This window comes from Mongoliimonas terrestris (genome assembly GCF_001927285.1).
GTDB classification, from domain to species: Bacteria; Pseudomonadota; Alphaproteobacteria; order Rhizobiales; family Pleomorphomonadaceae; genus Chthonobacter; species Chthonobacter terrestris.
Window position 1 is genome coordinate 85,784 of the sequence record NZ_MSIG01000010.1, and the last position, 20,193, is coordinate 105,976.

At 69.4% G+C, this 20,193-nt stretch carries 18 protein-coding genes; 7 read left to right on the forward strand and 11 right to left on the reverse strand.

Annotated elements, in window-relative coordinates; translation table 11 throughout:
• The first annotated feature begins 84 nt into the window (after positions 1–84).
• A complete protein-coding gene (locus tag BUQ68_RS15275) occupies positions 85–843 on the forward strand; it encodes an SDR family NAD(P)-dependent oxidoreductase (RefSeq protein WP_075216860.1) in 759 nt (252 codons plus the stop codon).
• 131 nt (positions 844–974) lie between these two features.
• Entirely contained in the window at positions 975–2,687 is a 1,713-nt protein-coding gene (locus tag BUQ68_RS15280) for a methyl-accepting chemotaxis protein (RefSeq protein ID WP_083656608.1), read from the forward strand.
• A gap of 105 nt (positions 2,688–2,792) precedes the next feature.
• Here the strand turns inward: BUQ68_RS15280 and BUQ68_RS15285 are convergent, their stop codons facing one another.
• The 4 genes from BUQ68_RS15285 to BUQ68_RS15300 all read right to left on the reverse strand — a co-directional run bounded on the left by BUQ68_RS15285 (position 2,793) and on the right by BUQ68_RS15300 (position 7,458).
• The gene (locus BUQ68_RS15285) at positions 2,793–3,590 is read right to left on the reverse strand and encodes an FAD binding domain-containing protein (protein ID WP_075216861.1); all 798 of its coding nucleotides are present in this window, start codon (positions 3,588–3,590) and stop codon (positions 2,793–2,795) included.
• Positions 3,591–3,606: 16 nt separating this feature from the next.
• The gene (locus BUQ68_RS15290; protein WP_075216862.1) at positions 3,607–5,955 is read right to left on the reverse strand and encodes a xanthine dehydrogenase family protein molybdopterin-binding subunit; all 2,349 of its coding nucleotides are present in this window, start codon (positions 5,953–5,955) and stop codon (positions 3,607–3,609) included.
• Between the two features lie 135 nt (positions 5,956–6,090).
• Positions 6,091–6,579: a (2Fe-2S)-binding protein gene (locus BUQ68_RS15295; RefSeq protein ID WP_075216863.1), complete on the reverse strand. Its 489-nt coding sequence runs from the start codon at positions 6,577–6,579 to the stop codon at positions 6,091–6,093.
• Between the two features lie 168 nt (positions 6,580–6,747).
• Entirely contained in the window at positions 6,748–7,458 is a 711-nt protein-coding gene (locus BUQ68_RS15300; protein WP_075216864.1) for an SRPBCC family protein, read from the reverse strand.
• A gap of 235 nt (positions 7,459–7,693) precedes the next feature.
• Between BUQ68_RS15300 and BUQ68_RS15305 the strand changes: the two genes are divergently transcribed.
• Positions 7,694–8,866 (forward strand): FIST N-terminal domain-containing protein, encoded by a 1,173-nt coding sequence (locus tag BUQ68_RS15305; RefSeq protein ID WP_245293272.1) that lies wholly within the window; start codon positions 7,694–7,696, stop codon positions 8,864–8,866.
• A 125-nt stretch (positions 8,867–8,991) separates the two neighbouring features.
• Complete coding sequence (locus BUQ68_RS15310) at positions 8,992–10,266, forward strand: hybrid sensor histidine kinase/response regulator (RefSeq protein ID WP_245293277.1); 1,275 nt, start codon at positions 8,992–8,994, stop codon at positions 10,264–10,266.
• A 22-nt stretch (positions 10,267–10,288) separates the two neighbouring features.
• Here BUQ68_RS15310 and BUQ68_RS15315 read toward each other — a convergent pair whose 3' ends face one another.
• From BUQ68_RS15315 to murJ, 7 genes are all read right to left on the reverse strand, one after another.
• A complete protein-coding gene (locus tag BUQ68_RS15315) occupies positions 10,289–10,948 on the reverse strand; it encodes a response regulator (protein ID WP_075216866.1) in 660 nt (219 codons plus the stop codon).
• Positions 10,949–11,083: 135 nt separating this feature from the next.
• Entirely contained in the window at positions 11,084–11,692 is a 609-nt protein-coding gene (locus tag BUQ68_RS15320; protein ID WP_075216867.1) for a malonic semialdehyde reductase, read from the reverse strand.
• A 214-nt stretch (positions 11,693–11,906) separates the two neighbouring features.
• On the reverse strand, positions 11,907–12,467 hold the full coding sequence (locus BUQ68_RS15325; RefSeq protein WP_075216868.1) for a NifU family protein: 561 nt from the start codon (positions 12,465–12,467) through the stop codon (positions 11,907–11,909).
• 196 nt (positions 12,468–12,663) lie between these two features.
• Complete coding sequence (locus BUQ68_RS15330; protein ID WP_075216869.1) at positions 12,664–13,158, reverse strand: universal stress protein; 495 nt, start codon at positions 13,156–13,158, stop codon at positions 12,664–12,666.
• 41 nt (positions 13,159–13,199) lie between these two features.
• Positions 13,200–13,946, reverse strand: a complete 747-nt coding sequence (locus BUQ68_RS15335) for an endonuclease NucS domain-containing protein (protein WP_075216870.1) — start codon at positions 13,944–13,946, stop codon at positions 13,200–13,202.
• A 109-nt stretch (positions 13,947–14,055) separates the two neighbouring features.
• Positions 14,056–15,093 carry a tryptophan--tRNA ligase gene (gene trpS / locus BUQ68_RS15340; RefSeq protein WP_075216871.1) on the reverse strand — a complete coding sequence of 346 codons (1,038 nt, stop codon included), beginning with the start codon at positions 15,091–15,093 and terminating at the stop codon, positions 14,056–14,058.
• A gap of 69 nt (positions 15,094–15,162) precedes the next feature.
• Positions 15,163–16,776, reverse strand: coding sequence for a murein biosynthesis integral membrane protein MurJ (murJ, locus tag BUQ68_RS15345; RefSeq protein ID WP_075216872.1), 1,614 nt, complete (start codon positions 16,774–16,776; stop codon positions 15,163–15,165).
• Between the two features lie 689 nt (positions 16,777–17,465).
• Between murJ and BUQ68_RS15350 the strand changes: the two genes are divergently transcribed.
• The 3 genes from BUQ68_RS15350 to BUQ68_RS15360 are packed head-to-tail and all read left to right on the forward strand — an operon-like array spanning position 17,466 to position 20,161.
• Positions 17,466–18,368 carry a hypothetical protein gene (locus BUQ68_RS15350; protein WP_075216873.1) on the forward strand — a complete coding sequence of 301 codons (903 nt, stop codon included), beginning with the start codon at positions 17,466–17,468 and terminating at the stop codon, positions 18,366–18,368.
• A gap of 12 nt (positions 18,369–18,380) precedes the next feature.
• Entirely contained in the window at positions 18,381–18,767 is a 387-nt protein-coding gene (locus BUQ68_RS15355) for a phage holin family protein (RefSeq protein ID WP_075216874.1), read from the forward strand.
• Positions 18,764–20,161, forward strand: coding sequence for a DUF3618 domain-containing protein (locus BUQ68_RS15360; protein WP_075216875.1), 1,398 nt, complete (start codon positions 18,764–18,766; stop codon positions 20,159–20,161). Before BUQ68_RS15355 ends, BUQ68_RS15360 begins: the two co-directional genes overlap by 4 nt.
• The last annotated feature ends 32 nt before the right edge of the window (positions 20,162–20,193 follow it).

Consider the following 20,193-nt stretch of genomic DNA (forward strand, 5'->3'; position numbering starts at 1 on the left):
ACCGCACGTTCCAAACACCGCGCCATCCGGTATACAGCTTGCACAGGACCCACGCCGATCCCGAGCGGGATTGAGGAGCGCCCCATGACATCGACCGAGTCGACCCCGGAACGCCGCACCATCGTGCTGACCGGTGCCAGCCGCGGCATCGGACACGCCACCGTGAAGCGCTTCTCCGCGGCGGGGTGGCGGGTGATCACCTGCTCGCGTCAGCCCTTCTCCGACAAGTGCCCGTGGCCGATGGGCCCGGAGGACCACATCCAGGTGGATCTCTCCGACCCGGAGAACCTCGGCAACGCGGTCGCCGAGATGCGCGGGCGCCTGGAGGAGAACGGCGGCCGGCTCGACGCCCTCGTCAACAACGCCGGCATCAGCCCGAAGGACGACCACGGCAAGCGGCTCGACAGCATCGTGACGCCCATCCACCAGTGGCGGACGGTGTTCCAGGTGAACTTCTTCGCCCCGCTCCTCCTCGCCCGCGGCCTTTTCCACGAGCTGAAGCGGGCGGGCGGATCGGTGGTCAACGTCACCTCCATCGCGGGCGCTCGGGTGCACCCGTTCGCCGGATCGGCCTACAGCACCTCCAAGGCGGCGCTCGCCTCGCTGACCCGCGAAATGGCGGCCGACTTCGGTCCGCACGGCATCCGGGTGAACGCGATCGCGCCCGGCGAGATCGACACGTCCATTCTCTCTCCCGGCACCGAGAAGATGATCGACGACATCCCGCTGCGGCGGCTCGGCCAGCCGGCCGAGGTCGCCGACACGATCTACTATCTCTGCACCCAGGCGTCGTCCTACGTCACCGGCGCGGAAATCCATGTGAACGGCGGCCAGCACGTGTGAGGACCATCGGAAGGGTCGGCGCCGAGCCGAGACCTGTCAATTCGAGTCTCAGCATAAATACATAATATAGTGGGTTCTTTAACAGTTATGGGGCGATCGTCTGCTGCAGCCACCCAGCAGCAGGAATTTCAATGCGCCTCTACACGCTCTTTTCACTGCCGATGCTGATCAGCACGATGGCCGTAGGCGCCGTCCTGCTCACGGCGTCCGTTCTGGCCGGCCTTGTCACCTGGTCCACGTACGGCGAAGTTTCAGAGCGCGCCATCGCCGAACAGGCGCATGCCCTCGGCGTGGCGGCTTCGCTGATCGAACGGGACATGGCCGGGACCACCGTCGAGCGTGCCGCCGATGGAACGCCCAGGCGGATCACCATGACCGCCGTGCCGGCGATCGAGGATCACCGACTGGTCGACGAGGTCAGCCTGCTGACCGGCGGCGCCGTTACGCTCTTCGCCTATGACGCGGCCGTGGACGACTTCGTGCGCGTCACCACGTCGGTGCGCACGGTGGAGGGCGCGCGGGCCGTGGGAACGCGCCTCGGCGCGGGCCATCCGGCATTCGGGGCCATGAAGCGTCTGGAGGCCTATTCGGGCGAGGCGACGATCCTGGATCAGCCCTTCTATACCAGCTACCAGCCCATCGGTGGCCCCGGCGGGGCTGTGGTCGGCATCCTGTTCGCCGGCATTCCGAAGGCGGTGGTCGCCGCCTCCGCGGCTTCGCTCGTACAGGGAACGCTCGTGGCGAGCGTCGTGCTTGCGCTCATCCTGTCGCCGATCGCGGTCCTGGTCGCCCGCCGGCTGGTCAGGCCGATCCCCGATCTTGCGGCCGTGATGGCGCGAATGGCCGAGGATCGGTTCGACGACGCCATCCCGCTCACTGAGGCCAAGGGCGAACTCGGCGCCATGGCGCGCGCCGTCCAGGTGTTCCGCAACGCCGGGATCGACCGCCAGCGCCTTGCGGCGTCGCAGGCCGCCCAGGCAAAGGCCGCCGAGGCCCGGCAGGCGGCGGTGGACAAGGCCATCTCGGTGTTCAAAGGCGACGTGAACGCGGCGCTCGGATCCGTCGCCTCCACCATGCGGGAGATGCGGGAGACAGCCTCCCGGCTCGACGGCGCCTCGCGCGGGACGGCGGAGAACGCCCGCGAGGCGGCGAGCGCCTCCGAACAGGCCGCCAACAACGTGCAGACCGTGGCGAGCGCCGCGGAGGAACTGGCCTCCTCGATCGGGGAGATCACCGATCAGGTCAACCGCACCACCGACGTGGTGGCCAAGGCGGCCGTCGCCACCAACGCGGCCAACGCCAAGGTGGCAAGCCTCGTCCAGTCCGCCGCCAAGATCGGCGAGGTGGTCACGCTCATCCAGGCGATTGCCGAGCAGACCAACCTCCTCGCCCTCAATGCCACCATCGAGGCGGCCCGCGCCGGCGAGGCCGGCCGCGGGTTCGCCGTGGTGGCGAGCGAGGTGAAGTCGCTGGCCGCCCAGACCGGCCGCGCCACCGAGGAGATCGCCGCCCAGGTGTCGGGCATCCAGACCTCCACGGGCGACGCGGTCACGGCCATCGAGGACATCACCGCCACCATGCAGGAGGTGAACCGCTACACCGGCGCCATCGCGGCGGCCGTCGCCCAGCAGGGCGCCGCCACCGGCGAGATCAGCCGCAACGTCACCCACGCGGCGGCCGGAACCCAGCGGGTCAACGGCAACGTGGGCGCCGTGTCCCGGTCCGCCACCGAAACCATCCAGACCGCCGAGAGCGTCGCCAATGCCTCGGCCACCGTGTCGTCGGAGACCAAACGTCTTGAGGAAAGCGTCGGCCGCTTCCTTGCCAGCGTGGCGGCCGCCTGAGCCGCGAACGACGTGGGGCGCGAAGCGCCAGGCTGCCGAAACAACGAAAGGGCCGGACGGGGTGCACCCCGTCCGGCCCTTTCGCGTTTCATACCAAGCCCGTCGTCAGCCGAGCGCCGCCACCGCGCGCTTGGCCATCACCTTGACGAGATTGGCCCGGTAGGCCGCGTCGCCGTGGATGTCGGAAAGCATCGCCGAGGCGTCCGCCGTCAGGCCGTCGAGGGCCGCCGGCGTCATAGTGCCGGCGAGCGCCGCTTCCGCGTCGGCCCAGCGGAACACGCCGTCGGAGCCGGCGCCGGTCACCGCCACGCGCACCGTGCCGCCGGTCACCGCCACGAACACGCCCGCCATGGCATAGCGCGACGCCGGGTTGGCGAACTTGGCGTAGGCCGCCTTCTCCGGCACCGGGAAGACGAAGCGGACGATGATCTCGTCCTCGTCGAGGGCGGTGGTGAACATGCCGGCGAAGAAGTCGTCCGCCGGAATTTCCCGCTTGGTGGTCACCACGGTCGCGCCGAGGCCGAGCACCGCCGACGGATAGTCGGCGGCCGGGTCGTTGTTGGCGACCGATCCGCCGATGGTGCCGAGGTGCCGCACGTGCGGGTCGCCGATGCCGCCGGCGAGCTTGGCGAGCGCCGGGATGGCGGCCTTCACGTCGGCGGAGGTGTTGACCTCCGCGTGGGTGGTGCCCGCCCCGATGGTCACGGTGCCGCCGGAGACCGTGATCCCCTTCAACTCGGCGATCTTGCCGAGGTCGATGAGGTTGGCCGGCGCGGCGAGCCGCTGCTTCATGGTCGGGATCAGAGTCTGGCCGCCCGCGAGCAGCTTCACGTCCTCCGCGGAGGCAAGCAGCGAGGCCGCTTCCGTGACGGACGACGGCCGGTGATAGGTGGTCTGGTACATGGGGGTCCGTCCTCCTTCAGGCCGCGTGGACCGCCGCCCACACCTTGGCGGGCGTGGCGGGCATGCTGAGGTTGTTGTTGCCGATGGCGTCCGTGATGGCGTTGATCACCGCCGGCGGCGAGCCGATGGCGCCCGCCTCGCCGCAACCCTTCATGCCGAGCGGGTTGCCCGGGCAGAGGGTGGTGACGTGGTCGACCTTGAAGGACGGCACGTCGTCGGCGCGCGGCATGCAGTAGTCCATGTAGGAGCCGGTGAGCAGCTGGCCGCTCTGCGGATCGTAGGAGACGCCTTCCATCAGCGCCTGGCCGATGCCCTGGGCGAGGCCGCCGTGCACCTGGCCTTCCACGATCATCGGGTTGATGATCCGGCCGAAATCGTCGACCGCCACGAACTGGACGATCTCCACCTTGCCGGTGTCCGGATCCACCTCGACCTCGCAGATGTAGGTGCCGGCCGGATAGGTGAAGTTGGTCGGGTCGTAGAAGGCGCCTTCCTTCAGGCCCGGCTCCATGCCGGCCGGCAGGTTGTGCGCCGTGTAGGCGGCGAGCGCCACCTGGAAGAAGGGCAGCTTCTTGTCGGTGCCGGCGACCTTCAGCTCGCCGCCTTCCATGACGATGTCGGCCTCGGAGGCCTCCATCAGATGGGCGGCGATCTTCTTGGCCTTGGCCTCCACCTTGTCGAGCGCCTTGACGATGGCCGACATGCCGACCGCGCCGGAGCGCGAGCCGTAGGTGCCCATGCCGAACTGCACCTTGTCGGTGTCGCCGTGGACGATCTGGATGTTCTCCATCCCGATGCCGAGCCGCTCGTTGACGAGCTGGGCGAAGGTGGTCTCGTGGCCCTGGCCGTGGCTGTGCGACCCGGTGAGGATCTCCACCGAGCCGACCGGGTTCACCCGAACCTCGGCCGATTCCCAGAGGCCGACGCCCGAGCCGAGCGAGCCGACCGCCTGGGACGGCGCGATGCCGCAGGCCTCGATGTAGGAGGAGAAGCCGATGCCGCGCAGCTTGCCGCGCGCCTTGGCCTCGGCCTTGCGAGCCGCAAAGCCGGCGTAGTCGACGGCGGCGAGCGCCTTGTCGAGGTTGCCCTCGAAGTCGCCGGCGTCATAGGTGAGGATGACCGGCGTCTGGTAGGGGAAAGAGCGGATGAAGTTCTTCCGCCGGAGCTCCGCCGGGTCCATCCCGAGCTGGCGCGCCGCGGTTTCCACCAGGCGCTCCACGATGAAGGTCGCCTCCGGCCGGCCCGCGCCGCGGTAGGCGTCCACCGGGGTGGTGTTGGTGTAGACCGCCTTCACGTTGGTGAAGATCGCCGGGATCACATACTGGCCCGACAGAAGCGTGCCGTGCAGGTAGGTGGGCGTCGCCGACGAGAAGGTCGACATGTAGGCGCCGATGTTGGCGATCGTGTCGGAGCGGAGCGCCAGGAAAGTGCCGTCGGCGGCGAGCGCCAGCTTGGCCTTCGTCACGTGGTCGCGGCCGTGGCAGTCCGTCAGGAAGGCCTCGGCGCGTTCCGACGTCCACTTCACCGGCCGGCCGCCGATGCGCTTGGACGCCCAGAGGCACGCGGTCTCTTCCGGATAGATGTAGATCTTGGCGCCGAAACCGCCGCCGACGTCCGGCGCTACCACGCGGAGCTTGTGCTCCGGCGCGATGCCGATGAAGGCGGAGAGCACGAGGCGCGCCACGTGCGGGTTCTGGCTGGTGGTGTAGAGGTCGTAGTGCTCTTCCGACGGGTCGTAGTAGCCGATGGCCGACCGCGGCTCCATCGGGTTCGGCGACAGGCGGTTGTTGATGATGTCGAGTTCCACCACGTGGGCGGCGTTGGCGAAGGCGGCGTCGGTGGCCGCCTCGTCGCCGAGCACCCAGTCGAAGATCAGGTTGTTGGGCGCCACGTCGTGGAGCTGCGGCGCGTCCGCGTCCATGGCATGGGCCGGATCGACCACCGCCGGCAGGGTCTCGTACTCGACCTCCACCAGTTCGGCGGCGTCGCGGGCCTCGGCCTTGGTCTCCGCGATGACGAGCGCCACCTGGTCGCCCACGTGGCGGACCCGGTCGTGCGCGATGGCCGGATGGGCGCCCGCCTTCATGGGGCTGCCGTCGCGCGAATGGATCATCCAGCCGCAGATCAGCCCGCCGATGCGGTCGCCGGCCAGGTCCGCGCCGGTCAGCACCGCGATCACGCCCGGCGCCGCCAGGGCGGCCGCGGTGTCGATCGACAGGATCTTCGCGTGCGCATGGGGAGAGCGCACGAACACCCCGTGAGTGGTGTCCTTGAGAACGATATCGTCCGTGTACTTGCCCCGGCCGGTGATGAAGCGCTTGTCTTCCTTGCGGACGACCCGTGCGCCGATGCCTTCAAGTCCCATGATGTCCTCCCATGCTGCCTTGAGGTGGACTCTCTCCCCGCCCGCGTCGCATCCCCTCCGCGCGTCCCGTCCTCCACGGGTGCAAGCGGCGGCGCGACACCGGCAGGGCCTCCCGAGCCCGCCCGTGACGATTGCTTACTCGGCCGCCTGCCGCAGACCCGCCATCTCGGCGGACGCGGCCTCGATGGCCTTGACGATGTTGTGGTAGCCGGTGCAGCGGCAGATGTTGCCTTCCAGCTCGTGCCGGATGGTCGCCTCGTCGAGCGGCCCGCCGTGCCGGTTGATCATGTCGACAGCCGCCATGATCATGCCGGGGGTGCAGAAGCCGCACTGCAGGCCGTGGTGCTCGCGGAAGGCCGCCTGCACAGGGTGCAGCTGGTCGCCGGTGGCGAGGCCCTCGATGGTGAGGACCGTGGTGCCGTCCGCCTGGGCGGCCAGCATGGTGCAGGCCTTCACGGCCTTGCCGTCCACATGCACCACGCAGGCGCCGCACTGGGACGTGTCGCAGCCGACGTGCGTTCCGGTGAGCCCGAGCGTCTCGCGCAGGTACTGGACCAGCAGCGTGCGGTCCTCGACCGTCGCCGACACGGCCTTGCCGTTCACGGTCAGGGAAATGGTGGCCATCGCTTCCTCCCTCCTTGTCAGAGTGTCCATGCCGACCAGGGGTCGGGTTTTCAGGTGATGCCGGGTTGGGCCGGACCTTGGCGAGGTCGCCGCGCCACGGCGGGACTAAATCGATATAGGAACGCGCGCACGGCCGTCACATGGCGACGGTCGGCGCCCGCGCTCGGGTCAGAGCGCCCCGATGATCAGAATGACGACGAGCACCGCGAGCGCCACCAGGCCCCACAGCATGGGCCCGGACGGACCGGACTTGATCGCGGCCGTCTCGACCCGCTTCTCGGCTTCCCGCTCGGCGGCCTCGGCGGCGTGCACCACCCGGTCGAGCGCGTCTTCCTTGACGGCGACGGCGCCGCCGTCCCGATCGGCCGGCGCGGTGCCGTCGTAGGCTCCCGTCGCCACCGGCGCGTCGGCCACGACACCGGCCGGCGCCGCGGCGGCCGCGGCTGCCCCCACCTTCGCCGTGAAGGCGGAGAAGAACTGGTCCGCCATCATCTTGGCGGTGCCGTCGATCAGCCGGCTGCCGAGCTGGGCGAGCTTGCCGCCAACCTGCGCCTTGGCCGTGTAGCTGAGGATGGTGTCGGCGCCGTCGTCGGCCAGCGACACATCGGCGCCGCCCTTGGCAAATCCCGCCACGCCGCCGGAGCCTTCACCCACGATCGAATAGCTGGTCGGCGGATTGAGGTTCTCCAGCCGCACCTTGCCGGAGAACTTGGCCTTCACCGGACCGATCTTGGCCACCACGGTGGCGTTCATCTCGTCGCCGGACTTCTCCAGGCTCTCGCACCCGGGAATGCACGCCTTGAGGACGTCCGGGTCGTTGAGCGCTTCCCACACCGCCTGGCGCGGCGCCGGAATACGGTATTCCCCGGTCATGTCCATGCGTTCACTCCCATGATTGGCGCCATTCGGCGTCCTTCAGCGACGGGGCGAACGGTAGCGTCGCCGTCCCCGCCGGCACCATTGTACTTTCGGTCTCCACCGCCGGCGCGATGCGACCGGCGTCATGCTACACCGTGTCCGGCGGGTCCGTCGCGCCCGGACTTGCACGAAATCGGCCGGATCCGCATACTTGCCGACAAAGAAACAAGCATGCACTTGGGGGAGGACGGGTCGCGTGTCGAGCCGCACCGACGGACCGGCGTTCACCTCCGGCATCAGGGCCCTGTCGGTGTCCGAAGCGTCGCTCGACGAGGCGGTGGCGGCTGTGCGCCGTGATGTCGACCCGGCGGACGTCGGGTTTCTCATCGTCTTCTATGCGGCCTCCTACGACAGCGCCCGCTTGGGCGCTGCGTTCGCCCGCGTGCTGCCCGGCGTGCCCGTGGTCGGCTGCTCCACGGCCGGGGAGATCTCCTCCGACGGGCTCAGCGACGGCGGCATGGTGGCGATCGCCTTTCCGCGCGCCGGGTTCGAGATCGTCTCCGGCGTGATCCCGGACCTGTCCCGGCTTTCCGTCGACCGGGGCTCGGAGACCGTGGCCGCCCTCAAGGCGGAGCTTGCCCGCCGCCGGCCGGCGCTTCAGCCGCGCTCCACCTTCGCGGTCAGCCTCATCGACGGGCTCTGCATGCGCGAGGAGGCGGTGGTGTCGGCGATCGACTGGGCGCTCGGCGACATCCCGCTCGTCGGCGGTTCGGCCGGCGACGGCCTCGCCTTCCGGGCCACCAGCCTCCTCCACGACGGGGTCATCCACACCGACGCCGCCATCCTGATCCTCGTCCACACCGACCACCCCTTCCAGGTGTTCAAGACGGACAACTTCCACCCCACGGGCCAGCGCCTGGTGGTGACCGCCTCCGACCCGGAGACGCGCACCGTCTACGAGCTCAACGCCGAGGTGGCGGCGGACGAGTACGCCACCCTCGTCGGCCTCGACGCGGACCGGCTGTCGCCGTTCGGTTTTGCTTCCCATCCGATGGTGGTGCGGGTCGGCGGCGAATACTTCTGCCGGTCGCTCCGCTCCACCAACCCGGACGGATCGCTCTCCTTCTTCTGCGCCATCGACGACGGGGTGGTGCTGACGGTGGCCGAGCCGGTCGACCTCGTCGACAGCGTGGAGACGACGCTCGCCCAGCTCGACCGCGACCTCGGCGGCATCGACTGGATCCTCGGCTTCGACTGCGTGCTCCGCCGCCTGGACGCCCAGAACCGGCAGGTGGCGCACCGCATCTCGGAGATCTACCGCCGGCACAATGTGTTCGGCTTCAACACCTACGGCGAGCAGTACCGGACCATGCACCTCAACCAGACCTTCACCGGCGTGGCGATCGGGCGAGGCGGTCCGGCACGATGACGGGCGGACCTGAGCGGCCGGGGCGGCCGGGCCGGACGGCCCTTGCGGCGGTGACGGAGGTGGACGACGGCGAAGCGGCGCTCCGCGAGCGGATCCGCCGGCTGGAGCGGATCAACGCCGCCCTGATGGATCGGGTGGAGCGCTCCACCGACGCCCACGGCAACGCCTACTCGCTGTTCCAGACCGCCATCAACCTGGAACGCCAGGTGCGGGCGCGGACCGAGGAGCTCACCGCCGTGCTGCGCCGCCTGGAGCAATCCAACGAGGCGCTGCGGCGCGCCAAGGAGCAGGCCGAGCAGGCCAACCTCTACAAGACGCGCTTTCTCGCCGCCGCCGGGCACGACCTCCTGCAGCCGCTCAACGCCGCCCGTCTCTCGGTCTCGGCGCTCGCCGAGGTGCAGACCTCCGAGGAGGGCAGCCGTCTCGCCGGCCAGGTGGACCGGGCGCTCTCCTCCATCGAGGATCTCCTGACCACGCTCCTCGACATCTCCCAGCTCGACGCGGGCGTGCTGAAGGCCGAGATCAAGACCGTGCACCTGGAGGAAGTGCTGTCGGCGCTCGCCTCCGACTTCGCGCCGATCGTCGCCAAGAAGGGGCTGGATTTCCGGGTGCGCCCGACCCACGCGGTGGTGCGGACCGACCCGCTTCTCATCCGCCGCGTGCTGCAGAACCTCATCTCCAACGCCGTTCGCTACACGCCGTCGGGCGGCGTGCTGGTGGGCGTGCGCCCGGGTCCGGGCGCGTTCGCGCGCATCACCGTGGCGGACACCGGCGTCGGCATCCCGCCCGGCGAGCACGAGGTGATCTTCGAGGAGTTCCACCGGGGCCGCATGCCGAAGGGCGACGGCGGGGCGGGCCTCGGCCTTGGTCTCGCCATCGTGCGGCGCATGGTGCAGGCCCTCGACCACCGTCTCTCGTTCCGCTCCAGGGAGGGGCGCGGGACGGCCTTCACCGTCACCGTGCCCCTGGCCGGCGCTGCCGATCGGGGACCGCCGGCGCGCGCCACCCGGGCGGCGCTGAAGACGTTCGGACTTGCCGACGCCAAGGTGATGGTGGTGGAGAACGACGAGGCCGTGCGACTGGCGACGGCGGCGCTCCTCGTCCGCTGGAGCTGCCGCGTCTCCACCGCGTGTACCGTGGCCGAAGCGGTCGCCTCCGTGGTCGGCGGCGGCCCACCCGACCTCATCCTGGCCGACTACCATCTGGACCAGGGCGAGACCGGCCTGGAGGCCGTCGACCGGATCCGCCGGGTGCTCTCCCATCCGGTGCCGGCCGTGGTGATCACCGCCAACGCCAGCCCCGACGTCGCCGCCCTGGTGCGCGCCGCCGGTTGCGAGCTGATGCAGAAACCCGTGAAGCCCGCCGAGCTGCGTGCCCTGATGGCGCATCTCTTGGGTTGAGCCGAGGACGCCGCCGGGGGCTTCACCCCTCCTGGTCGGCGAGCACCTGGTCGAAATCGATCTTGGACGCCTCGATCACCGCCTGGGTGCGGCTGTAGACGCCGAGCTTGCGCAGGATCTCCGACACATGCGCCTTCACGGTGGTCTCGCCCACGTTGAGCTCGAAGGCGATCTGCTTGTTGAGGAGGCCCTGGCGCAGCATCTTCAGGACGCGGATCTGCTGCGGCGTCAGCGTCTTCAGCTTCTGGATCCGGTCGGCGCGGGACGGGTCGGTGGCCTCGCCGGCGGGCTCCAGGCCGGCCGGCACGTAGACGGAGCCCATCATCACCTCGCCGATGGCCCGGCCGAGTTCGTCCCGGCGCACCGACTTCGGAATGAAGCCCGCGACCCCGTAGGAAAGCGCCTCGCGCACGATGCGGGCGTCCTCAAGGCCGGACACCACCACGATGGGCAAGCGCGGATAGGCGGTCCGCAGGCGGAGAAGACCGTCGAAGCCGGCGACGTCCGGCATGGAGAGGTCGAGCAGCGCGAGGTCGACGGAGAGCCCCGCGCCGAGCAGGTCCTCCGCGGCTTGGATGCTGTCCGCCTCGCGGATCTCCGCGTCCGGCCAGTCCCGGCCGATGACGCTCTGCAGCGCCTCGCGAAAGAGCGGGTGGTCGTCGACGATCAGGAAACGGGTCATCGCAGGCGTCGCCCAGAAAGCAGCCGGCCGCCGTCGGAGGACGGCAGCCGGGAAAGCATAGGCGGGCGCGATCCGCAGCGATAGGCCACCTTCGCAGGAGGCCGGCGCCGGAGGCAGGCCCAAGCGCCGGGCGCGTCAAAGGAAGCGCGTGATCGCCTCGACGCCGAGGCGCGGGCCGCGCGGGCGAAGCGCGCTGCGGTCGCCATAGCCGACGTTGACGAGGAGGTTGGACCGCCAGGTCGTGCCCTCGAAGAAGGCGGCGTCCACCGCGCCCTTGTCGAACCCGCCCATCGGGCCCGTGTCGAGGCCGAGCGCGCGGAGGGCGACGATCAGATAGGCTGCCTGGAGCGTGGCGTTGTAGGCCGCGTAGTCCACCGCCGCCTGGCCCTGGAACCAGTCCTTGGCGCCGGGGGCGTGCGGGAAGGTCGTGGCCAGCGTCTCGGTGAAGGCGATGTCGTGGGCGACGATGACCGTCACCGGGGCTTTGGCCGTCTTCTCCTTGTTGCCCTCCGACAGTGCCGGCAGCAGCCGCGCCTTGGCTTCCGGCGAACGCAGAAAGAGGAACCGGCCCGGAACGGCGTTGACGCCGGTGGGGCCGAGTTCGGCAAGGCGAACCGCCTCCGTCAGGGTCTCGTCGGCGACGGGCGTGTCCGTGAAGGCGTTGAAGGTGCGGGCCTCCCGAAAGATCAGGTCGAGACCGGCGTCATCAAGCGGCAGGAGGGTTTTCTGAACGGCGGCATCCATGAGGCAAAGGCTCCGGTGCGGGATCACCCGGACCCGCCGGACCGGCGGGCCTTTCGGAGCTGTACATAAGCCCTACTGGAAACGGATAAATACCCCGATGCTTCGACAAACCGTTCACGATTGTCGAACAATCGACCCGTGGGCTTCATTGAAAGAGCCGCATCCGGAGGCGGACGCGGCTCTTTGAACGGCGGAACGGGTTCTCGGACGAGGGTCAGGAGACGGCCCGCACCTCGGCCACGTCCGGCAGGAAATGCTTCAGAAGGTTCTGGATGCCGTGCCTGAGGGTCGCGGTGGACGACGGGCAGCCGGCGCAGGAGCCGCGCATGTTGAGATAGACGATGCCGTCGCGGAACGACCGGAAGGTGATGTCGCCGCCGTCGGCCGCCACGGCCGGGCGCACGCGCGTCTCCAGGAGTTCCTTGATGGTCTCCACCGTCTCGGCGTCCGCCGGATCGAAATCCTCCGGTCCGGGGACCTCGGCCTCGTCGCTCTCCAACAGGATCGGCGCGCCGGAGACGAAGTGCTCCATGATGGCGCCGAGCACGGCCGGCTTCAGGCGCGGCCACTCCGAATCCGCCTTGGTGACGGTGATGAAGTCGTAGCCGAAGAAGACGGCGGTCACGCCCGGCACCTGGAAGAGGGCCGACGCAAGGGGCGATTCCTCCGCCTCGTCCGGGGTGCGGAACTCGCGCGGGTCGCCGTCGAGGACCACGCGGCCGGGCAGGAACTTCAGCGTCGCGGGGTTGGGCGTCGCTTCGGTCTGGATGAACATGGGTCTTCTCCGTTGGGACGACCGTCCGCCGTGCGGGCCGGACGCGGCAGGACCCGGCGCGCCGCCAGACCCTGGAATTGTTCTAAACCGAATGTAGCGACTCCCCGGCGCCGTTCAAGCGGCAAGTCGGCGACGAGGCGGCGAGGAAGCGGCCAGCGCCTCAGGATCGACCGAAGGGCCGACCCCGACGGGCCTCTCAGGCCACCGCTGTGATGTCCTCGTCGGAAAGGCCCGCCGGCACGATGGTGACCGGAATGGCGAACCCGCCGGAGGTCTTGGAGGCGATGGACGAGACGAGCGGTCCAGGCCCCTCCGCGCCGCTGGAGGCCGCCAGCACCAGGATGGCGATGTCCTGGTCCTCCTCGATCAGGGCGTTGATCGCGTCGCTCGACTTGCCCTCTCGGATCACCAGTTCCGGGTCGATCGCCGCCAGCACGCGCACCTTCTCGGCATAGTCGGCGAGCCGCGCCTCCGCCTCGTCCATGGCCTCGGCGCGCATGATGCTCTCCACCCCGCGCCAGTGCTGGAAGTTGCCCGGCTGGATCACGTAGAGCAGCACCAGCACGCCGCCGGTGCGCGCCGCTCGCGACGCCGCGTAGACGACCGCCCGCTCGCACTCGGGCGTCTCGTCCACGATGGCCAGGAACTTGCGGCGATGCCCTTCCTCGCGGGCGAGACGTTTGGAAACCATGGCACCACTTTATCGGGCGAAGCCGCTCATAGGCAAGTCGGTCAAGGTATAACAACAACGTCGAAGTCGAACCGTATCGAATAGCGGCAAAGCTTAACATTCGGCAGCACGCGCACAGCCGACAAGGTTCGCTGATCGAAGTCGGATGCCACAATGATTCCGAGAACGTCGGGTGACTGCTCTTCGCTCATGATGTCACCCATGTAACCGAGTATCTGTCCCAGAACTCGAGCGTCCGTCTTGCCAGCCTTCAATTCGATCACAACAAGCCTGCCGGCACCGTCGCGACAGAGAATATCGATAAACCCGGACGCAACGCCACGCTCGACGCCGTCATCGATAATCGTCAAATCAGGCTGGAGACGGAGGATGTCCTTTCTGAGCGCGGCCTGCATATCTCTTTCGAGCGACAGATGTTGCTTCTCCAGAGAAGCCTCTTTCTGTACGACATTGACAACCTTCAAAGGCGTGTCCACAGTCGATTGGAGCCCGAGATCGCCAATATCGAGCAAATATTTCCGATAGAGCAGCGCCGCATTCTTGTACGATTGCAGGTTTTTTCTAATGTTTCCGTCGAAAGACATTTTCGATGGGTTTGGCCTATTGAACTTTTCGTCTTGCGTAGAATAAGTAAGGTCCTGAACGATAACGTCGAAAAGGCCTTGAGCTAGAGCCTGTTCGAGATCCCCGTAGGCTTGTTCAACTTTTTGTACGCGGTGCATCTGCGCTGCAATCGTGTTTTCCGCATACTCTTGGCCGACCAGCCACTCCCGATAGTCCGTTCGCATGACCTCTCCCCCGAAGCGGTGCCGCGCGGAGCCTAACACACAACCAGACGAGGTCATCTCGTGTGATACTCGGCTTACATAGTAGGCAAGCGCCCTGGCCGATCCGCCCTCACCGCAGGAAGCCCACGATGTCCTTCACCGCGTCCATCACCGGGCGGGCGATGGCGGAGGCGCGCGCGCCGCCGTCCTTCAGCACGCTGTCGATGTGGGCCGGGTCGGCCATCAGGTCGCGCATGCGGCCCGTCACCGGCGACAGGGTGGCGACCGCGAGGTCGGCGAGGGCCGGCTTGAAGGTGGAGAACTGCGCCCCGCCGTATTCGCGCAGAACGTCCTCCTTGGTGCGGTCGGCCAGCGCGGCGAAGATGGTGACGAGGTTCTCCGCCTCGGCGCGGCCTTTCAGGCCTTCAAGCTCCGACGGCAGGGCGTCCGGGTCGGTGCGGGCCTTGCGGATCTTCTGGGCGATGGTGTCGGCGTCGTCGGCAAGGGCGATGCGCGAATAGTCCGACGGGTCGGACTTCGACATCTTCTTGGTGCCGTCGCGAAGGCTCATCACCCGCGGCGCCGGACCCTGGGTCAGCGGCTCGGGCTGGGGAAAGAAGCCGTCCTCCGGGTCGTGGCCGTTGGCGGCGATCGACGCGGCGAAGTCGGTGTTGAACTTGCCGGCGATGTCGCGGGCCAGTTCCAGATGCTGCTTCTGGTCCTCGCCGACGGGCACGTGGGTGGCCCGGTAGACCAGGATGTCCGCCGCCATCAGGGTCGGGTAGGCGAAGAGGCCGACGGAGGCGTTCTCCCGGTCCTTGCCGGCCTTCTCCTTGAACTGGGTCATGCGGTTGAGCCAGCCCATGCGGGCGACGCAGTTGAACACCCAGGCGAGTTCCGCGTGCTCGGCCACTTGCGACTGGTTGAAGACGATGTGGGCGGCCGGGTCGATGCCGGCGGCCAGGAAGGCGGCGGTCACCTCCCGGATCTGCGTCTTCAGCTCGGCCGGGTCCTGCCAGACCGTCACGGCGTGGAGGTCGACCACGCAATAGATGCAGTCGTGGGTCTTCTGCATCTCCACGAAGCGTTTGATGGCGCCGAGATAGTTGCCGAGATGCAGGTTGCCGGTCGGCTGGACGCCGGAAAAGACCAGAGGCTTGAACGCCATCGCGCGGGATCCGAGAAGGGCCTGGAGGAAGGAACGGGCGCGCCCTTATGCGCGAGTGCGCCGCTCAACTCAAGCCTCCGGCGTCGCGTCCCCGGCGGGCGCCTTGGCGGCGGACCGCCGCGCCTTCCGCCGCTCCAGGAGCGCGCGGCCGTAGCGCCGGACGTCGGCCGCCCCCGTCGCCACCACGGCGAGCGCGTAGACGCCCATCCCGCCGGCGCAGAGCGCCAGGAGCGCGAGACCCGAGACCCACTCCGACCGGTCGGCGAGTCGGTCGGCGACGAGCCGCTCGCCGCCGACGAGCGCCGCCCCCATGGCGAGGCTGGCGAGAGCCAGCAGCACCAGGCGGCGGACGAGCAGCCCGTCGGACACGAAGTGCCCGCGGCGCACGAGCGTCGTCAGCAGCATGACGGCGTTCACCCAGGCTGCGAGGCTGGTGGCGAGCGCGATGCCGGTGTGCCCGAGGAAAGGCACCATGGCGAGCGATCCGGCCACGTTCACGCCCATGGACCAGAAGCCCTGGATGGTGGGCGTGCGGGTGTCCTCGCGCGCGAAATAGCTCGGCTGGAACACCTTGATGGCGACGAAGGCCGGCAGGCCCAGCGCGAAGGCCGCGACGGCGGCGGCGGTGGCGTCCGTGTCGGCGGCCGTGAAGGCGCCGCGCTCGAACAACACCTGCATGATCGCGTGGGGAATCGCCACCAGGGCCACCGCTGCCGGCAGGGTCAGCGCCATGGCGAATTCCAGCGACCGGTTCTGGGTGTGGAGCGCGCTCGCCGCCTCGCCGGAGCGGAGCCGGCGGGTGAGCTCCGGCAGAAGCACCACGCCGACCGCGACGCCGATCACCCCGAGCGGCAGCTGGTAGATCCGGTCGGCATAGTTGAGCCACGACACCGCGTTGGGGATGAAGGACGCGATGGCCGTGCCGATGACGATGTTGAACTGGGTGATGCCCCCGGAGATCACCCCCGGAATGCCGAGCGTCACCAGCCGGCGCACGTTCGCCGTCATCTTCGGCCGACGCAGCGACACCGGAAAGCCGATGAACCACAGGCTGCCGGCCACGGCCGCCAGCTGGGCGAATCCGGCGATGAACACCGCCCAGGAAAGGGTGTAGGCCGCGGTCGCCGTGCCGGCCCAGCCCTGCCGCCAGATCAGGCCGAGCGCCGCCACCAGCACCACGTTGAGAAGAGACGGCGCGAAGGCCGCCACGGCGAACCGGCCGAACGACTGCAGCATGCCGGCCGCCATGGCGGTCAGCGACATGCAGGCGAGATAGGGGAACATGATGCGGGTCATCAGTTCCGCGTCGGAGAACTTCTCCGGATCGGACGCAAAGCCCGGGGCGAGCACGCCGACGAGCAGCGGCGCCGCCAGTTCGGCGACGATCGTGATCGCCACCAGGGCGACGAGGAGGACCGCCAGAATGTCCTCCGCCAGGCGGCGCGCGCCCGGCGGCCCCTCCTCCGCCAGCGCCCGGCCGAACAGCGGCACGAAGGCGGCCGAGAAGGCGCCCTCGGCGAACAGGCGGCGGAAGAGATTCGGAAGACGGAAGGCGACGAAGAAGGTGTCGGCGATCGGTCCGGCGCCCAGCATGGAGGCCATGAACACGTCGCGGATGAAGCCGAGCACCCGGCTCGTCATGGTCGCCATTCCGACGGTGGCGAAGTTCTTCAGGAGTGACATCAGGTCCAGCCCGTTCCGCGGCGACAGTCGGCCGCACTCCTACTACCCTTCGCCCGTCCACGGGAAGCCGGGAGGCACGAACCCGATCCGCCCTGTTGCCGCGCCGGCCGGTGCAAGTTCGTATGGAGCCTCGGTTTTCGGTGAAATGCCGCCCGCGCGCCCGCCGATTGTGCGGTGCGGGACCTTGGACTGCAGAGCCGGCTTGCGGGACAAGAGGCCGCATCATGCCGCTTTCGCGTGTTCGTCTCGTGTTGGACCATGCCGTTCCTGCATAACCGCCATGCATTCTTGCTGCGTTGCAAAACGCGTCCAATCGCGCGATATTCGAACTCGCGACGGGTTCTCCTGTCGCATGCCCTCCTTGGGCGTTTCCTCCCTAAGACTTCAGGCCGCGCAAGCGGCCTTTTTTTTTGCCCGCGCGGTCCCGCTGGCGGGCGCCGCGGCGATGCTTGGCGGGCGGCGACTCCATGCCCGTCGGCGGCGTTGTCCGAACGGCGAATGCGCCGCGCCTGCCGCTTGCCCGCACCTCTCCGGCCACGCCCGCGGCCACGCTGATCCGGCAGAATTCCGGCCTTTCTGGAGCGTGCGGACGTCTTTGCGGGAACAACCGTGCCGATACCCGGTTGGCTATTCGATCCCGTGCGAGACGGCCGCGACACGGCCCCGCACTCCGGACGAGGAGCTTCCCAATGAGCACGACATCGACACCCGGCACCGGGCCCGGTTCGTCCCAGACCACCCAGCGGGCGACGGATCCCAATCCGTCCACCCGGCCGTCCTCTCAGGTCGGCGCGGACGCGCACGCCGCCGCCGACACCTTGAAGCATGCGGGCGAAAGCGCGCGCCAGGAGGCCGAAGGGCTGGCCGAGAGCGTGAAGGCACGGCTGCGCGACGAGGCGGACCGTGGCCGGCAGACCGGCGCGGAGACCATCCACAACGTGGCGGACGCCGCCCGCTCGGCCGCCGAAAGCCTCGACGAGAGCAACCCGGCGTTCGCCCGCTACGCCCGTGACGCCGCCTCCATGGTGGACGAGGTGTCGGACGCGATCCGCGACCGCAGCACCGGCGATCTCATCCGCAGCGTCGATCGCTTCGCCCGGCGCGAGCCGGTCGCCTTCTTCGGCGTCGCCCTCGTGGCCGGCTTCGCCGCCGCCCGCTTCCTCGGCAGCTCGGCGCGACACAGCCATGGCAGCCACGCCGACGAGCGCGGCTTCGACCGGCAGGACACCCGGTACGACGACCGGTCCGGCTACGGATCCGGCCGCTCGGTCTACGGGACCGGCAGCGGCTACGAGCCCGGCCGCAGCAGCAATTTCGGTTCGCCGACGGGCGGCACCGCCCGCACCGGTACGGCGAGCGGCCTTGGCGCCGGCAGCCGCACCTCGCCCGGCTTCTCGGCGCCGGAGTCGGCCAGCCCCGTGCCGGACCCGATCCGGTCCGCCGGTCTCCACACCGCCGGCCCCGGCGAGACGCCGAAGCCCGCCGGGACGAGCACCCTCGGCCGGACCGACAGCGCCACCTCGGTCGGTGACGGCGGCCCGTCCACGGCCACCGGCACGCCCGGCGCCACCCCCGATCGCCCGATCCGCTGACGGAGACATCCCATGGACACCCAACGCTCCGTATTCGATCTGTTCGGCGATCTCGTCGACCAGACCTCCACCCTCTTCCGCAAGGAAGTCCAGCTCGCCAAGGCCGAGGTCTCCGAGAAGGTCGGCCAGGTCGGCAGCGCCGTCTCCAGCGTCGCCATCGGTGCCGTCTTCATGGTGGCGGCCCTCGTCATCCTGTTGCAGGCGGCCGTCTACTGGCTCGACTACCTCGACGTGCCGCCGCGCTTCGGCGCGCTGATCGTCGGCATCATCGTCGCCATCATCGGCGCCGTCCTTCTGAAGAAGGGCACCAACGCGGTCAGTGCCGCCAATCTCGCCCCAAACCGGACGACCGAGCAACTGCAGCGCGACGCGGCCGTCGTGAAGGAGAAGACCCGATGAGCACGACCTACAGCAACGGCAACGGCCACGAGTCGCAGGATCCGGATCGGATCGAATCGGAAGTGGAAGAGGCGCGGGCGCGCCTTTCGCTCACCCTCGACCAGATCCGCGAGCGCATGTCCCCGGGCCAGATCCTCGACCAGGTGCTCGACTACAGCAAGGACTCCGGCGGCGGCATGTTCGCCAAGAACCTCGGCCGGCAGGTGCGCGACAACCCGCTTCCGATCCTCCTCATCGGCGCCGGCATCAGCTGGCTGATGACAGCGGACCGGTTCGGCGTCTCGCGCGGCCCGTCGCTGCGCGGCATGGGCGCCAGCCATGATGTCGGCGACGGTCCGGAGGGCTATGGCCCGTCCGGCGGCGTCGACGTGGCCGGCTCGCCCCGCGAAGGCATGGGCAGCCGCATGGGCCATGCGGCAAGCGGCCTCGGCACGTCGGCGTCCAACGCCTACGGCAATGCCAGTGCGCGGGCCTCGTCGGTCGCCAGCGGTGCCGGCGAGCGGGTGTCGTCCGCCTATTCGGCGGCATCCGATCGGGCCTCCTCGGCCTATGGCGCCGCCTCCGACCGGGTGTCGGCGGCCGCCGGCGGGGTCGCCTCCGGCGCGTCCCACCTCGGGGCCAGCATCCGCGACGCCGCCGCCTCGGCCGGCGGCCAGGCCCAGGCGTTTGGCAGTCATGCGTCGGAGTACGGCGCCCAGGCCCGCCAGTCCTTCGGCCGCCTGATCGAGGACCAGCCGCTGGTGCTCGGCGCGATCGGCCTTGCGGTCGGCGCGGCGCTCGGCGCCATCCTGCCCTCCACCCGGACGGAAGACCGGATGATGGGCGACACCGCCGATCGCATGAAGGCGCAAGGCTGGGCCGCCGCCCGCGACTACCAGGAGCAGGCCACGACCGCCGCGAAGGAGACCTTCGACGACGTGGCCGAGACGCTGAACGAGAAGGGCATCAACCGTGAGACCCTGACCGACGCCGCCTCGGCGGTCGCCGGGACGGTGAAGGCGAGGACGGACGGCCTGAAGGACGAGGTCGCCGGTTCCGGCGCGCACACGGGGTCCGGCTCTCCGTCGTCCGGATCCGCCGGCCAGACCGCCGGCCAGCGCGGAACCACCACCGGGACCACCACAGGCACCACCGGGTCGCAGGCGTCGGCCACGCCGACCCGCGGCGTTCAGACCGCCTCGGGCCAGACCGTCACCGGCGGCCCGTCGGTCGGCGCGAGCCTCGGCACCGGCACCACCGGCATCGGCACCACGCCGAAGGCGGCCGGCACCGCCGGCGGGCCGGCCAGCGACAAGGACAGCCCGTACGTGAAGCCGGCGATCGGCACCACGGCGCCGAACGCCGTCACGGACACGACCCGCGGCCCTGCCCGCACCGACCGTACACCGTCCTGAACCGGGCGGGCCTTGCGCCCGACCCTCTCGCG

Coding starts and splice junctions, on each gene's coding strand:
- BUQ68_RS15275 (WP_075216860.1), top strand. CDS start 85: ATGACATCGACCGAGTCGACCCCGGAACGCCGCACCATCGTGCTGACC.
- BUQ68_RS15280 (WP_083656608.1), top strand. CDS start 975: ATGCGCCTCTACACGCTCTTTTCACTGCCGATGCTGATCAGCACGATG.
- BUQ68_RS15285 (WP_075216861.1), bottom strand. CDS start 3,590: ATGTACCAGACCACCTATCACCGGCCGTCGTCCGTCACGGAAGCGGCC.
- BUQ68_RS15290 (WP_075216862.1), bottom strand. CDS start 5,955: ATGGGACTTGAAGGCATCGGCGCACGGGTCGTCCGCAAGGAAGACAAG.
- BUQ68_RS15295 (WP_075216863.1), bottom strand. CDS start 6,579: ATGGCCACCATTTCCCTGACCGTGAACGGCAAGGCCGTGTCGGCGACG.
- BUQ68_RS15300 (WP_075216864.1), bottom strand. CDS start 7,458: ATGGACATGACCGGGGAATACCGTATTCCGGCGCCGCGCCAGGCGGTG.
- BUQ68_RS15310 (WP_245293277.1), top strand. CDS start 8,992: ATGGATCGGGTGGAGCGCTCCACCGACGCCCACGGCAACGCCTACTCG.
- BUQ68_RS15315 (WP_075216866.1), bottom strand. CDS start 10,948: ATGACCCGTTTCCTGATCGTCGACGACCACCCGCTCTTTCGCGAGGCG.
- BUQ68_RS15320 (WP_075216867.1), bottom strand. CDS start 11,692: ATGGATGCCGCCGTTCAGAAAACCCTCCTGCCGCTTGATGACGCCGGT.
- BUQ68_RS15325 (WP_075216868.1), bottom strand. CDS start 12,467: ATGTTCATCCAGACCGAAGCGACGCCCAACCCCGCGACGCTGAAGTTC.
- BUQ68_RS15330 (WP_075216869.1), bottom strand. CDS start 13,158: ATGGTTTCCAAACGTCTCGCCCGCGAGGAAGGGCATCGCCGCAAGTTC.
- BUQ68_RS15335 (WP_075216870.1), bottom strand. CDS start 13,946: ATGCGAACGGACTATCGGGAGTGGCTGGTCGGCCAAGAGTATGCGGAA.
- trpS (WP_075216871.1), bottom strand. CDS start 15,093: ATGGCGTTCAAGCCTCTGGTCTTTTCCGGCGTCCAGCCGACCGGCAAC.
- murJ (WP_075216872.1), bottom strand. CDS start 16,776: ATGTCACTCCTGAAGAACTTCGCCACCGTCGGAATGGCGACCATGACG.
- BUQ68_RS15350 (WP_075216873.1), top strand. CDS start 17,466: ATGAGCACGACATCGACACCCGGCACCGGGCCCGGTTCGTCCCAGACC.
- BUQ68_RS15355 (WP_075216874.1), top strand. CDS start 18,381: ATGGACACCCAACGCTCCGTATTCGATCTGTTCGGCGATCTCGTCGAC.
- BUQ68_RS15360 (WP_075216875.1), top strand. CDS start 18,764: ATGAGCACGACCTACAGCAACGGCAACGGCCACGAGTCGCAGGATCCG.